The 13992-nt window shown below is 59.0% G+C and carries 13 protein-coding genes; 9 read left to right on the plus strand and 4 right to left on the minus strand.

Going from position 1 to position 13992, the window contains the following annotated elements; genetic code table 11:
* Positions 1 to 11 precede the first annotated feature (11 nt).
* A complete protein-coding gene (locus BM408_RS01765) occupies positions 12 to 761 on the plus strand; it encodes a PDDEXK family nuclease (RefSeq protein ID WP_092126297.1) in 750 nt (249 codons plus the stop codon).
* A gap of 88 nt (positions 762 to 849) precedes the next feature.
* Here the strand turns inward: BM408_RS01765 and BM408_RS01770 are convergent, their stop codons facing one another.
* Together BM408_RS01770 and BM408_RS01775 are read right to left on the minus strand one after the other, a co-directional pair.
* Entirely contained in the window at positions 850 to 1494 is a 645-nt protein-coding gene (locus tag BM408_RS01770; protein WP_092126299.1) for an FHA domain-containing protein, read from the minus strand.
* 124 nt (positions 1495 to 1618) lie between these two features.
* Positions 1619 to 2062: a surface-adhesin E family protein gene (locus BM408_RS01775; protein ID WP_092126301.1), complete on the minus strand. Its 444-nt coding sequence runs from the start codon at positions 2060 to 2062 to the stop codon at positions 1619 to 1621.
* A gap of 297 nt (positions 2063 to 2359) precedes the next feature.
* Between BM408_RS01775 and BM408_RS01780 the strand changes: the two genes are divergently transcribed.
* The gene (locus tag BM408_RS01780; RefSeq protein WP_092126303.1) at positions 2360 to 2578 is read left to right on the plus strand and encodes a CsbD family protein; all 219 of its coding nucleotides are present in this window, start codon (positions 2360 to 2362) and stop codon (positions 2576 to 2578) included.
* A gap of 145 nt (positions 2579 to 2723) precedes the next feature.
* Positions 2724 to 3815: an ROK family protein gene (locus tag BM408_RS01785; protein ID WP_092126305.1), complete on the plus strand. Its 1092-nt coding sequence runs from the start codon at positions 2724 to 2726 to the stop codon at positions 3813 to 3815.
* 127 nt (positions 3816 to 3942) lie between these two features.
* Here the strand turns inward: BM408_RS01785 and BM408_RS01790 are convergent, their stop codons facing one another.
* The gene (locus BM408_RS01790; protein ID WP_254774671.1) at positions 3943 to 6489 is read right to left on the minus strand and encodes a penicillin-binding protein 1A; all 2547 of its coding nucleotides are present in this window, start codon (positions 6487 to 6489) and stop codon (positions 3943 to 3945) included.
* Between the two features lie 494 nt (positions 6490 to 6983).
* On the opposite strand from BM408_RS01790, the gene msrA reads away from it, so the two are divergent.
* The 4 genes from msrA to BM408_RS01810 all read left to right on the plus strand — a co-directional run bounded on the left by msrA (position 6984) and on the right by BM408_RS01810 (position 11506).
* Complete coding sequence (msrA, locus tag BM408_RS01795) at positions 6984 to 7694, plus strand: peptide-methionine (S)-S-oxide reductase MsrA (protein WP_092126309.1); 711 nt, start codon at positions 6984 to 6986, stop codon at positions 7692 to 7694.
* Between the two features lie 128 nt (positions 7695 to 7822).
* Positions 7823 to 8047: a DUF3606 domain-containing protein gene (locus tag BM408_RS01800; protein WP_092126311.1), complete on the plus strand. Its 225-nt coding sequence runs from the start codon at positions 7823 to 7825 to the stop codon at positions 8045 to 8047.
* Between the two features lie 32 nt (positions 8048 to 8079).
* Positions 8080 to 8529, plus strand: a complete 450-nt coding sequence (locus BM408_RS01805) for a hypothetical protein (RefSeq protein WP_092126313.1) — start codon at positions 8080 to 8082, stop codon at positions 8527 to 8529.
* A 391-nt stretch (positions 8530 to 8920) separates the two neighbouring features.
* Positions 8921 to 11506, plus strand: a complete 2586-nt coding sequence (locus tag BM408_RS01810) for an SIR2 family protein (protein WP_092126315.1) — start codon at positions 8921 to 8923, stop codon at positions 11504 to 11506.
* Here BM408_RS01810 and BM408_RS01815 read toward each other — a convergent pair.
* Positions 11490 to 12749: an MFS transporter gene (locus BM408_RS01815; RefSeq protein WP_092126317.1), complete on the minus strand. Its 1260-nt coding sequence runs from the start codon at positions 12747 to 12749 to the stop codon at positions 11490 to 11492. The two genes, BM408_RS01810 and BM408_RS01815, sit on opposite strands and share 17 nt — an antisense overlap.
* Positions 12750 to 12907: 158 nt before the next feature.
* On the opposite strand from BM408_RS01815, the gene BM408_RS01820 reads away from it, so the two are divergent.
* Both BM408_RS01820 and BM408_RS01825 read left to right on the plus strand, forming a co-directional pair.
* A complete protein-coding gene (locus tag BM408_RS01820; RefSeq protein ID WP_092126319.1) occupies positions 12908 to 13438 on the plus strand; it encodes a GNAT family N-acetyltransferase in 531 nt (176 codons plus the stop codon).
* 101 nt (positions 13439 to 13539) lie between these two features.
* Complete coding sequence (locus BM408_RS01825) at positions 13540 to 13983, plus strand: SRPBCC family protein (RefSeq protein WP_092126321.1); 444 nt, start codon at positions 13540 to 13542, stop codon at positions 13981 to 13983.
* Positions 13984 to 13992 lie beyond the last annotated feature (9 nt).

The raw sequence follows: 13992 nt of genomic DNA on the forward strand, positions 1-13992 counted from the left end.
GGACAAGAACAATGACCGGCACCAGCTTTTTGATCGGCTTTTTTATCTTTGTGGGCAGTGTTGCCCTGGGTGCACTGGGCTATGAGCGCTGGCTCTCCCATGTGGTGTCCAACCGCAAAAAAGTGGCGCGCAACCATGCCCTGCGCCGCAAGCCGATCACCAGCCGGGACGAACTGGCCGTCTGGCGCTGGCTTGAGGAGGTCTTTCCCGAGCACCACGTGCTTGTCACTGTGCCCTTTACCGGTTTTATTGAGCCCAACCAGCGCGGCGGCGACGCCCACTGGCAGGCGCTGCTCAGCACCGTGAGCTTTTCCTGCGCCGTGGCCGACCGCTCCGGCACCGTGCTGGGCTGCATCGACGTGCTGGGGCGCGGCGAGGTGACGGACCGCAAACACGCCTTCAAACGCGAGCTGCTTGCGCGCGCCGGCATTCCCTACTGGATCATCGAAAGCCAGCGCAGGCCCAGCGCCGCGCTGCTGCGTGAAAAGTTCATCGGCCCGGCCAACACCGAGGCCGTCAAGCCCGGCGTGGCCAAACCGGCCCCGCGCCCCGCACCGGTAAAGCTGGAGCAGCCGCAACTCTCGCGCGTGTCCAGCAACGCCTCGGATTTGACCAAAACCGGCATGACGCCGCTGCACATCAAGTCGACCCTCAAGCTGCAGGCGCTGGCCAAGGCCTTTGCCCTGCGCATCGCCGGCGAAGGGCCGCCGCGTCGGCATATGGGTTACCCAAACACGAGCACCAGCAGCTCAATCATCTGAATTTCCCCCTCTCCCCCTGAGAGAGAGAAAGAGAGTTGGGGTAGTTGGTGTAAGGGCCCAACGGCCGGCGAACTACCGGCTTGCCTGATCAACCGCTCTTCAGCAAAAACTCCATCTCCGTCCCCGCCAGGTTCAGCACGTCATGGTGCGCCAGCGGTATGGCTTTGGGGCCAATCGGTTTGCCGTTGCAGGTCGACGGCGTCGAGCCGTCCATATGGGCGACGTAGTAGCCATCGCGCCGGTGCGAGATCGACACCACCGCAACGCCCGGCTGGCCGAAGGTGGTGACGGCTTTGACCACCGGCACCTCCAGCCCGGCCGACGAGCCCGACAGCACCTTCAGGCTGGCCTGCATGGCGCCGCTGGTGCCGGGCAGGCCAATCGCGTCCAGCGACATGGCGGTGGTTTCCTGGTGGTCTTCGGCCTCTTCGTCGTGTTCGGACCTGGCCAGGTAGACGATGCGGAAGTTGCCGATGTTGATGATGTCGTTGTCGTGCAGCAGCTCGCGCGACTTGACCATGTGGCCGTTGAGGTAGGTGCCGTTGGTGCTGCCCAGGTCTTCCAGGTAGACGTCTGCAATGCCCTTGAGCAAAAACGCGCAGTGCTCGCCGCTGACGATCAGGTTGTCGAAGATGATGTCGTTGTAGGGCCGGCGGCCCAGCGTGGTCCGGTCGTTCTTGAGGTACACATGTTTGATCTCAACGCCTTCGACCGATGCAATGAGTTGCGGCATGGGAGCCTTTCTGCAGGGTTAGCCAGTCAAGTCGCCGGGCACGCCCCATGCGGCATGGCGACAAACCATCGTAGCGCCGGCGCCGCGCCCGCACAAGGGTGCCGCGGCGGCGCCCCGGCCGCGCTTACTTCTTCGCGACGGTGGTCCGGCAGGCCGCGCGCACCAGCCGCTGCGTCGGGTTGGGCGTCACGTCGCGAAACTCCATGGGCCGCTTCACCTCAGGGGTAAAGGTCGACGTCTTGTGCGAAGCGCCCTTCCACGCCGGCTCCATGTAGAAGTCCAGCGACACGTAGCGGGCGCTTTTGTGCGCGCAGTCAAACACCACGGTCGAGGTGTAGGAGCGGTAAGGCACGCCGTCCCAGCTCTTGCGTTGCTCCGAGCGGCTGACACGGATTTTCATGGTCTTCAGCTCGCCGTTCACCGCCACCGGAACGGGGTCGACTTCAATCGTGTTGACGTTCGCGTCGTGCGGGTCGCCCAGCACATTGAACCAGGTGGTTTGTGCATGCAGCGGCGCCATGCCGCCCAGGCCCGCCAGCAAACTCCCAACGATGATCCGCTTTTTCATGGCTGCTCTTTATGGTGTGGTGTGACGGCCTCCCTCGCGCTGCCTGCCCACCTGGGCATTGCGCATCCTTGACGACGCTTTTACGCGTCTTACACGGCGTCACACGTGTATCAGTCTACCGGGATGTTGTTGATTCTGCTAAGGAAAATTATCCCCGTCATGCGGAAAGCCGCGCCAGCACAGGCTTGTAGGCGCCAGCCGACATCAAGCAGCGCTGCATCCCTGCGGCGGGCCCCATGGTGGGGCGTTAACTTGAAGGCATGGAATTTTCCATAACCATCCTGAAAGGTACATCCCATGAACAAGGACCAAGTCAAAGGCAAGATCAAGGAAGTCGCCGGTGAAGTGCAGGAGCACACCGGCCGCATGGTTGGCAGCACTGAGCAGGAAGCCAAGGGCCATGCCCGCGAAATGGAAGGCAAGGTTCAGAAAGCCTACGGCGACGTGAAAGAAGACGTCAAGGACACCGCCAAGGAAGTGAAGAAGGATCTGAAACGCGATCCGCTCAAGCCTTGATCGCCTGACTCGACTGACAAAGCGCCCTGAACCATCCTGGCGCTCCCACAAAACGGCCGCCCATCGCGGCCGTTTTTTGCTTTCCTGACGCGCTGTCGGGCGCTTGGCCGATACCGCCGCCGGCAGCCCCGGCCGACGATGGTGCATGCCCCAAAAAACCCGAATTCAAACATCCCCTCCGCTACCCGACGACCTCACCCACGGCGGGCTGAAGCGTCCGGCCGTCATGATCAACGGCTACAGCCTGCAACTGCACGACGGTGACGGTTTTGTGGGCGACAGCGTGAGCCGCGTGGCCTACGGCGAGATGCTCGACGCCTGGCGCACGCTTTACCACCGCATCAGCGGCCTGGACCCGCTGGGCAGCAAACCCACACCCGCCATCAGCAAACGGCGGCTGGATGAATTGCTGCGCCGCAACGGCAAGGCGGCGGCGATTATCTCGGCGGCGTCGGAAGACTACGCCTGGCAGCTGGCGCGCGTGGTGCGGCGCTTTCTGGCACACCCCTCATGGCAAGGCGTGCGGCGCATTGTGGTGGGCGGCGGCTTTCAGCAAAGCCTGGTGGGCGAGCTGGCCATAGACCGCGCGGCCGAGCTGCTTTATCAGGAGAGCAGCCGCGTGCACCTGATGACGCTGCGCCACCACCCCGACGAAGGCGGCCTGATCGGCTGGGTGCACCTGGCCCCGCCCGAGCTGCTGGCGCAGTACGACAGCTTTATGGCGGTCGACATAGGCGGCACCAATGTGCGCTGCGGCATCGTGCGGCCGCGCCTGCACAAGGCGGCCGACCTGACGGATGTGCGGGTGATGGGCCTTCAGAAATGGGGCCACGCCGGCGACAGCGATGCCACACGCCGCGAAGACCTGGTGCAAGGCATTGCCGATATGCTCAAAAAATTGATCCGGCAGGCGAAAAGAAAAGGTATGTCGCTCGCGCCCTTTGTGGGCGTGGCCTGCCCCGGCATGATCAATGAAGACGGATCCATCTCGGCCGGCGCACAAAACCTGCCCGGCAACTGGGAGACGCCACGCTTTAACCTGGCGCACGACCTGTGCGAACGCCTGCCCGACATCAACGGCCAGGCCACGCAGGTGCGGCTGCACAACGACGCAGTGGTGCAAGGCTTGTCGGAGTTGCCCTTTATGCAGGGCGTGAAGCGCTGGGCGGTTCTGACGGTGGGTACCGGGCTGGGGAATGCGAGTTATGTCAATACGGTCAGCAAAAAGTCGCACTAACTCTTACTCCCTCTCCCGCTGGGAGAGGGTTGGGGTGAGGGCCAACCGGCCTCTGAATATCCACCGAGTTGTGCTCAGGCCGCTAGCCCTCACCCCTGCCCTCTCCCAGCGGGAGAGGGAGTAAGAACTAACGCGGCGCGATAGGCGCACCCACCACCACTCCCGGCACCACCGGCACGCTGTCAGGCGCAGGCGGCTCCAGCACATCAATCCGTTGCGGCCGCCGCGTCTCCACCGGCGGGAGCACAACACCCGGCTGGCCTTGCCCTGCGCCTGCTACAGCGCCCGGCACCACCTGCATGGGCTGCGCACTATCGGCAGCAGGCGAATTACCAGACGGAATCGCGGCCGGGTTGACAGGCGCCGCCCCAGGCACATTGATCGTCACATACTTGATCACCGGCGCAGGCTGCCACACACGGGCCGGCTCTGCGGGCGCCGCGGCGCCCCATACAGGCCCAATCGCACCCGAGTTCGCCACGGCGGCCGGGTTCTCCGTCGGCGGCTCGGCGGGCGGCTGTGCCTCCACTGGCGTGCCTTGCGCGATGGAAGGATCGATCACGCTCGAGCCCTCAGGCACCGGGAAACGCACCTGCGCATCAATCACCTTGGCCTTGATCGCCTGCTGAAAAAACTCGCCCACCATGGGCAGCGCACTTTGCGCACCCGGCCCCCAGCCATTGCCCATGGTGACCCGGTTGTCGTTAAAGCCGGCCCATGCGCCCGCCACCAGTTGCGGGTGCATCAGGATAAACCAGCCGTCAGTGTTGTCTTGAGTCGTGCCGGTCTTGCCCGCCACGTCGGCGCGTATGCCGTAGCGGCTGCGGATGCCGGCGCCCGTGCCCTGGTCGATCACGCCGCGCATCACGTCCAGCAGGGTCTCGGCCGCCGGCGCGGACATGGCGGTTTCGGCCAGCTTGGGCTGGAACTCTTCCAGCACCTTGCCGTTGCGGTCTTCCACCCGCGTGATGAGGATGGGCTCGATGTAGCGGCCGTCATTGGCGATGGTGCTGTAGGCCGAGACCATTTCTTTCAGCGTGACCGGGCTGGTGCCCAGCGCGAGCGAAGGCACTTCTTCGAGCTTGCTCTGCCGCACGCCCATGGCCTTGGCCAGCTTGGCCACATTGGCCGGCCCCACCACATGCATCAGCTGCGCGGTGATGGTGTTCTTTGAAAACATCAGGCCCTGGCGCAGCGTCATCATCTCGTTGCTGGGGCCGCTGCCGTCAGTGGGCCGCCAGAAGGCGCCGTTGCCCAGAGGAATCTCCACCGGCCCATCCATAAAACCTTCATACGGCTTGGCCCCGGCCTCAAACGCCGCGCCATACACAAAGGGCTTGAAGGTCGAGCCCGGCTGGCGGCGTGCCGATGCCACATGGTCAAACTGGTCGTCCGCAAAATGCCGGCTGCCCACCCAGGCCATCACATGGCCGTTGGAAGGGTTGAGTGCGAGGAAGCCGGCTTGTATGCGGGTCTTCTCGTCGCGCAGCTTGTCCATAAAGCCGGTGTCGGCCTGCAAGGCCTTGAGCACATCTTCATCGGTTTTACCTGCCGTGCGTGCTGCTTTGTATTCAGCCGTGTCGCGCACCCAGGCCTGCACCAGCTCTTTGTTGGAGCCAGCCTTGGCTTGCCACACATTGCGCCCACCCCAGGCCGATGTGGCGATCTTTTGCAGCCTGTCGCCCTGGCGCGTAACGGCCGCATTGGCCATGGCCTGCAGGCGCGAGTCCACCGTGGTGTGCACCACCAGCCCGTCAGCATAGATGTTGTAGTCGTTGCGGTCGGCCCATTCGATCAGCCAGCGGCGCAGCTGCTGTGCCAAGTGCGGGGCCGCGCCCAGCTCAAACTCTTGCCGCTCAAAGTCGATCTTGAGCGGCTGCTTTTTCAGCGCGGCAAATTTGTCTTCGGGCAGCTTCTGGTGCTTGACCATTTGCGCCAGCACGATGTTGCGGCGCTGCAGCGCACGGTCGGGGCTGGTGACCGGGTTGTAGTAACTCGCGCCCTTGAGCATGCCCACCAGCGTGGCGCTTTGCAGCACGTCCAGTTCCTCGGCTGATTTGTCGAAATAGGTGCGCGCCGCCATCTCGATGCCGTAGGCGTTGTACAAAAACGGCACGGTGTTGAGGTAGCTCTCCAGGATCTCGTCCTTGGTATAAACCGCCTCGATCTTGAAGGCGGTGATGGCCTCTTTGAGTTTGCGCGTCAGCGTGGCTGCGCGGCCTATGTCTTCAGGGTAAAGGTTGCGCGCCAGCTGCTGCGTGATGGTGGAGCCGCCCTGCTTGCGGCCCGTGAGCGTGTGAAACACCGACGACACCGTGCGCTTGATGTCCATGCCGTGGTGGTCGTAAAAGCGGTGGTCTTCCGTCGCGATCAACGCGGCCACCACATTGGGCGAAATGTCTTCGAGCTTGACCCACTCGCGGTTGGCCCGCTTGAAAGACGCCAGCTCCTCGCCATCCACCGACATCACCACCGAAGGCTTGGCCGTCTTGGCTTTTTGCAGGTCTGAAATGCTGGGCGTGAAAGGAATCAGCAGCAAGACATACAGCACCAGCAGCGCAGGGATTGCAGCCAGGCCCAGCAAAACGCCCCGCTTGGTCGGGTGGCGCAGGCGGCCGGGGACGGTCACCGCGAATTCACGGAAGCGCGTCCAGAAAGGAGCCAGAAAGGTCATCAGCTTGTTCATCATTGCCCGCAAGTCTAAAGGGAGGCTGTAAACCAGACTGTAGGACGGCGGCGCGGCGGAAACAGCCTGGCTGGAGCGAAAAATCGCCGGGAAAACGACTATGCAGGCTTATCAACGGGTTTTAAGCATCAAATAAGCTCCAAAGCCGCGCTGAATGAGCGTAGACAGCTTCGGTTTTGATAGCAGCGGCCTTGGGCGACTTTTACGGCTTTTTACCTGGTTTGTACCTGTTTGGGCCGGTTTGACGCGCTTCCACGGCCGGTTCAGCCCGGATTCGCCAAAGCGCTGGCTGACATTCGGCTGAGGCCCCGCCGGCGGCTTGGGAACCGAACCGCGCCGCCCTGGTCGAAATTGGAAACCGCCTTTTACCCTTCATCCAAAACCGGCGGGCGTATAACTCGCAAGAAGAACCCGTAAGAAACACGCCCCAAAGCCGACTCATCACCATCACCACCCGCTTTCAACCTCAAAGCCACCCAATCATGAACAAATACCTCTTCGCCCTCGGCGCCATCGCCTTCGCCGCCTGGACTTTCATCGGCGGCGGTCTCGGCATCAGCGCCGCACAGGAAAAAGCCGTTAAGCTGCCGCCACCCGCCATCGACACCCCCGCCGCCGCCCAAGCCGGCACCGCTACGGCAGTGTTTGCCGGCGGCTGCTTCTGGGGCGTGCAAGCCGTCTTCCAGCACACGCAGGGCGTGCTTAACGCCGTGTCAGGCTACTCAGGCGGCGAAGCATCCACCGCCACCTACAGGCAGATAGGCACAGGCCGCACCGGCCACGCCGAATCCGTGCAGATCACCTATGACCCCAAACAGATCAGCTACGGCAAGCTGCTGCAAATCTACTTCTCCGTCGCCCACGACCCCACCACCCTGAACCGCCAGGGCCCCGACAGCGGCCCGCAATACCGCTCGGCCGTTTTCTACCAGGGCGCGGAGCAAAAGAAGGTGACCGAGGCCTACATCGCCCAGCTGGACGCCGCCAAAACCTTCCCCCGCAAGATCGTCACGCAAGTCACACCCCTGACCGCCTTCTACCCCGCCGAGGCCTACCACCAGGACTACGCGACGCTGAACCCCAACCAGCCCTACATCGCACGTTTTGACTTGCCCAAGATCGAGAACCTGAAAGCGGCGCTGCCCGAGGTGTGGCGTGAAAAGCCGGTGCTGGTGGCGCAGGCCGGCAAGTAAGCGCGCAGATTCAGGCGCCAAACCGCAGGTAAAGCGCGCGAGCGCCCTGCCCGCAAGGGCGCGATGGACTACAGGAGCTTAGGCACCCGGGGCCTAAAGTGGTTTCTTGCCCCCATCCAAGGAAGCACATGAACCAGCCGCACCCGCCACCCGGCGTACAACCCGAACGCATCAACCTCAACGACAAGAGCACCACCGAAGCGTGGACCCAAAAGCTCAACGCCACCTGGGAGCAGTTGCGCGAGGCCGTGGCGGCCGTGGGTGACAGGGCCATCCACGTGGAGCAGCACATCAAAGGCCATGCCGGCCACGCTGCCTCAAGCCGGCTCACAGAACTGGGTACCAGCCAATAAACACCAATACTCCTGCGGTTACAGTCGACTCCATGGACGACTACGACAAGCTCTCCCAATCCCTGAACAGCGGCGGGCTCGAGGCCGGTCTCCGGTTTTTAAACCAGCGGGTCAACCACCGCTTCACGGCGATCTACCGCCTCGAAGAAATGGTCCTGCACAACGTCGAACTCGTCGACAAAGTCGACGATGACTTTGACCACAGCAGCCTTCAGGCAATCCCCCTGGGCGACAGCTTCTGCCAGTTCGTACTTCGCGACGGCCTCTTCCGCACCAGCCGAACCACCGGCATGGACATGCTCAACGGTCACCCCTATCAAAGCGTCCTTGAAAGCTACGTCGGCCTGCCATTGATGTCCGCCCCCGACAAGATGTTTGGCACCCTGTGCCACTTTGACTTTGGTGAACAGCCGCTGACGGATGAAGAGTTCGGCTTTTTGCAGCGGGCTGCACGGTTGTTGCCGCGGTATTTGCAGGGCTGATTGGCCTGACTGCGCTTCGCAAGTGGCAAGCTCCACAGCGACGGGAACTACCCAGTCGGCAAGAGAAATCCACCAATAGTGATCCGCGTGTAGCCCTGCAGCACGAAGCACACCAAAAACTGAGAAACATCAATCGCTCAGTCCAGCCGCACTTATCGGTCCCACCAAATCAATCCGATATCAGCAGCCCAACCTTTGAGACCGTGCTTTGCTTGGATCTCAATTTGGTGCCTTGTTTTGGGTCAACAAGGTAAGGCTCGGACTGGGAATAGGGTTTTCCACCATCCCCCAACCGGAGGAGGACATTTCGCTGGATGACGCCTACCATCATTGACCAAGATAAGACGAGACGACCTAACGCATAGGCGGTCAAAAATAAGAGGGGCAGCAAATGAACTACGAAAGTTTTGTTAAGGACGCGGCGCACAAGCGGAGATCTGTTAAAGACTTAGCGCGTTTTATTGCAACCCGGACAGATAACAACCCAAACTACAGCTTGCTATTCGGGGCTGGTTGCTCTATTTCATCTGGAGTTCGATCAGCTAATCAGCTGGCGACTCTTTGGAGATCTGAACTTTATTCAAGTTGCTCAGATAAACCAGCAAACTCAGCAACCCCAGAAGAACAACGGACCTATCTAAAGGCTAATGAAGGTAGTTGGTATTTTCCGGACCGAGAATACTCTTCCTTGTTTGAGAAGCGATACGACCTTCAGCGCCAACGCAGAATGTTTGTTGAAGCAGAAGTAGCAGGTAAGACACCTTCGATTGGCTATGCATATCTGACCTCCTTGGTTAGCCAGAATTACTTCAACACAATTTTCACTACAAATTTTGACGACATCCTGAACGAAGCCTTTTACGTCTACTCGTCACAACGCCCTATCGTTTGTGCTCATGACTCATCAATAAATAGCATCACGGTGACGTCTAAACGACCGAAGGTAATAAAAATTCATGGGGATTACCTGTTCGATGACCTTAAGTCGACCGTTCGTGAAACCGAGAACCTCGAGCAAAACATAAAAGCAAAATTCATGGAGTTTGCCAAAGACTATGGGTTAATAGTTGTTGGCTACTCGGGAGGGGATAGATCAGTTATGGACGTACTTGCTTCACTTTTAAGAAACGAAGAATTTCTAAAAAATGGAATTTATTGGTGTCTTCGGCCAAATAGCGAGGTAAGTGAAGAGTTGCGAAAATTGATATGGCGCGACCGCGTTTATTTCGTAGAAGTCTCAGGCTTTGATGAGCTATTTGCTGAACTCTTCAATATATTCAATGATGGACAAATTTTGCCCGACAGTGCAACATCGATTATTCATCGGCCATCTGATACCACTACCAAGTTACTCAATAGCCCCACCGCCTTTCCAACAACGTCACTCATTCTTAAGCAAGCACGAGAAAAATTAGAGCGTCAATCAAAAAGAACGAACCTAGTTAACTTAATAGTTCGTCCGGATAACGACGACGCCAAGCGTCAGTTCTCAAATGAAGGTTTAGAGGATGACGAACTGGTTCTTCTGGCGGAAATTCAGAACCTCGCATTGAGTGGTAGCCATGAACGCGCGATTGAACTGGGGAAATCGCACTTAAGACAATCGATAAGCACGAAATTGAGAAGTCGCATACTAAGAGCAGTTGCAGACGAGTATGAAGAACTTAAACAAAATTCCGACGCGCTTCGAACAATCGATGAATTGATAGCGATACAGCCCAGAAAAGCCTCTCATTACCTATTAAAAGCAAGCTTCCAAACACGTAGAGCAGACAAACTAAAATCCATCGAGCTAGCGATCGGAATAGACCCCTACTCCGTGGGGGCGCAGCTTGAGAGTGCTCGGTATTACGTTGATCAAGCCAATCATCAGTACGGTGAGCCTCGCGTTAATTTTTTGAAGCAAGCTCATGTAGCGTTGGACCGTGGAATAGAACTAGACCCCGCATGGACAAACAACTGCTGGCTCGAAAAATTCAATTTATTAAGAGAACGCGAACTCGACAAAACCATCCAATCTCGCGGAATGGTTGCAATAGTTGATCAACTGAAAAAACAGAATCCCTTTTCCTATCGAGTACTAAATATGCGCCAGACGCTGCTCGAATCAGGGGCCTGGACAGGCGCATACGATGAGCTATCAAAGGACATAGGTGATGCGCGAGAACGATATTCGCCCGATATGGACTTAGCCTTTGATCGCATAGCACTTAAATTGATAAAAAAATCTAATGACGACTCCAAGTTGAGAGGCGCGTTAGACGCAGCAATCCTCTCCGAGGAAACAATAAAAGACAGCGACTACACAATTGAAATAGCGAGAACGCTAAGAGAGAAGTTTGAAAGAGACGAAGAAGCCATTGATTTGCTAAAAAAATCACTTGCCTACGAATTTGACTCTGGCGTTTTAAACAATATTGTAAAAATTTTAGCTTACGGAGGAAAAGATGCAGAGGCAGTCGCTCTATTAGACAAATGGACCAAGCATCTTTCACCAGCAACTCTTTCAGAATTACGTGCCCATATTTTTGAAATGCGCGGAGATTTCGAGCTAGCATTGAGTGAGGTCTTAAAAAGAAAAGCCGACATGGGGTTGGACTACATTCAGCATGAATACTATTTAAGGCTCTGCAAACATCAATATAAAGAAGTAGAAGAATCTCTTCGCAGTAGATTGGAGACGTTCAACTTCACACCAGAGGCATCCGTAGATACCGTTAACTACGAACTCTCAAAAAAGAAACTTGGTCACAAAGTAAACACCGAACGGCTTCATGCTGTTATGAAACTGAACGCTGCAAACAGTCGCTTACTGGCAGCTGCCTATGCTGTCTTAAGTAGAAAAAATGAAATGTTGGCAGAGATTCGAAAATGCTTAAAAGAAGACCGAACTTTTCGTTTTCAAGCCAGAAGGTGGCCTGCGTTCGACGAATATCGGACTGATCATGAGTTCCTGAAAATTACTGCGGAAACTTAGCTTTTATATCCCGCCTTCGCAACGCCCAAGCAAAGTAAACCCCCTCCACCGCAATCGCCAACCCACCAAGCGCCACCACCGCGCTGGTCCCGATGCGGTCAATCAGGCTGGCAGCCAGCACCACGCCCAGCGACTGGCCCAGAAACAGAAACGACGAGAACAGCGACACCGCGGTTCCGCGCGCGTGCGGCGTCATCTGCGTTGCGTTGGCCTGCATGGTGTTGTGAAAGGCAAAGAAGCCAAACCCCGCTAACAAGCTGGCGGGGATGGCCGGGCCCCAGTGGGGGGTGTAGGCCAGCACCAGGGCGCTGGCGCCTACGATGGCGCCGCCCATGATGACCAGGCCTTGCTGGCCGAAGCGGCGTATGAGGTGGGGGCCGACGGCCATGTAGACCATGCCGCCCAGGCCGAAGAGCGCGACGATGGCGCCTGAGACTGAGAGCGACAAGCCCAGCGAGCGGTGCAGGTGTGAGGCCCAGATGGCGAGCACGCCAAAGCCTACTGCCCCTTCGACCAGCGCCATGAGCAGCACCACGCGCGACCATTTGCCGGTGATGATCTCCAGCGCCTGATTGATGAAGTTGGCGCGTTGGATGGGTTGGGCGGGTGCGGCCACCAGGGTTTTCATCTCGCAATGCTGCGCGGCTGTCTGGCGGCGCAGGTCTCGCCACAACAGTGTGCCGACGATGGCAAACAGCGCCGTCATAAAGGCAAAGGCCCAGCGCCAGCCCAGCAAGTCGGTAAACAAGCCGCCCACCAGCTGCCCGCCCACAATGCCCAGCGTGCTGCCCAGGCCTGTGCGGGTGAGCATTTCCTGCAGCTGGTCGGCGGGCACGGAGTCACCCACCCAGGCCATGGCCAGCGGAATCAGCGCCGCCGCGCCCAGCGCCATCAGCAGGCGGGCAAATATCAGCACGTCCAGGCTTTGGGCGAACACGGCGAGCACGCTGCCTATGCTGCAGCCCAAGGTGGCAAAGGTGACGACGCGGAACTTGCCCAGCCTGTCGCCCAGCGGGCCGTAAAAGAGTTGCGATGCGCCGTAGGTGATGGCAAACACCGACACCACTTGCGCCGCCTGCGCGATGCTGACGGCGAAGACACGCGAGAGCTCGGGCAGCATGGCGTCGCAGATGCGCTGTGCGCACATGCTGGAGAAGGTGCCGAAGGAGAGAAGAAGGATGGAGCGGCGCGTGGCCGGGGAGATGCTGGAGTGGGTGGCGCCAGGCGCGGCAGCAGAAGTCATGAAAGTGAAGAGGCCCGAATCAAGGTGCCGCGGGCAACAGGCCAGCGCTCTCTGGATTGTAGGGAGTCAAGATAAAACCCGCTGGAGTGGATTGGCATCATGGAGCAAGGCGCTCCTTCACCTGCAAAATGGCGGACTGCCTGCTTCCGGAGACACCCATGCCCACAGAAACCACCCTGACTGAACGCTTCAGCTTTCGGCCGCTGCAGATGGCGGACCTGCCCATGCTGCATGAATGGCTGGCGCGCCCCCACTGGACGCAATGGTGGGGGCCGGCCCCGACGGCGGCTGAGGTGGAAGCCGAATACGGCGCCTGGATTCAAGACCCCACCCAGGTACAGCCGCACATTGCGCTGCTGGACGGCAAGCCCTTCGGCTACATCCAGTCTTACGTAGCCATGGATTCGGGCGGCGGCTGGTGGGAAGAAGTCACCGACCCCGGTGTGCGCGGCATAGACCAGTCCATCGCCGATGGCGCCCAGCTAGGCCGGGGCCTGGGCACGGCCATGGTGAAAGCCTTTGTCGCCAGGCTGCTTGCCGACCCGCAAGTCACCCACATCCAGACCGACCCCGACCCGCGCAATGCGCGCGCGATCCGCTGTTATGAAAAGGCGGGGTTTCGTGCGGTGGGTGAGGTGCAAACGCCGGACGGGACGGCCTTGCTGATGGTGTGCGAGCGCACGGCATAGAAAAATATCAAAAATTTCTCAAAAGTCATGTCGATTCCGCTGGGGATGGTTCGTCGTACAGGTAGAGGGTCATCCTCTGCCATTAACCAAGGAAACACACCATGACCACCAATACCGTCAAGCTTCACCGGGTTCTGCAATCCACCCCTGACCGGGTGTACCGCGCCTTTCTCAATGCCGCCGCCTGGAGCAAATGGCTGCCACCCAACGGCTTTACCGGCACCGTGCATGAAATGGACGCCAAGGTCGGTGGCAACTACAGGATGTCATTCACCAACCACAGCAACGGCCAGAGTCACTCGTTCGGCGGCACCTATCTGGAACTCAAACCCGGCGAACGCATTCGCTACACCGCCAGCTTCGACGACCCCGGCATGCCGGGCGAAATGACCACCACCATCACGCTGGCCCAAGTCTCTGCCGGTGTGGAAATGCACGTGGTACAGGAGGGCATTCCCGCAATGATCCCTGCGGACCAGTGCTATGTAGGCTGGCAGCAGTCGCTGGCGTTGCTGGGCAAGCTGGTCGAGACAGAGCCTTGCTAGTAATAGAAA

It is taken from the genome of Polaromonas sp. YR568, assembly GCF_900116715.1.
Lineage (GTDB): Bacteria > Pseudomonadota > Gammaproteobacteria > Burkholderiales > Burkholderiaceae_C > Polaromonas.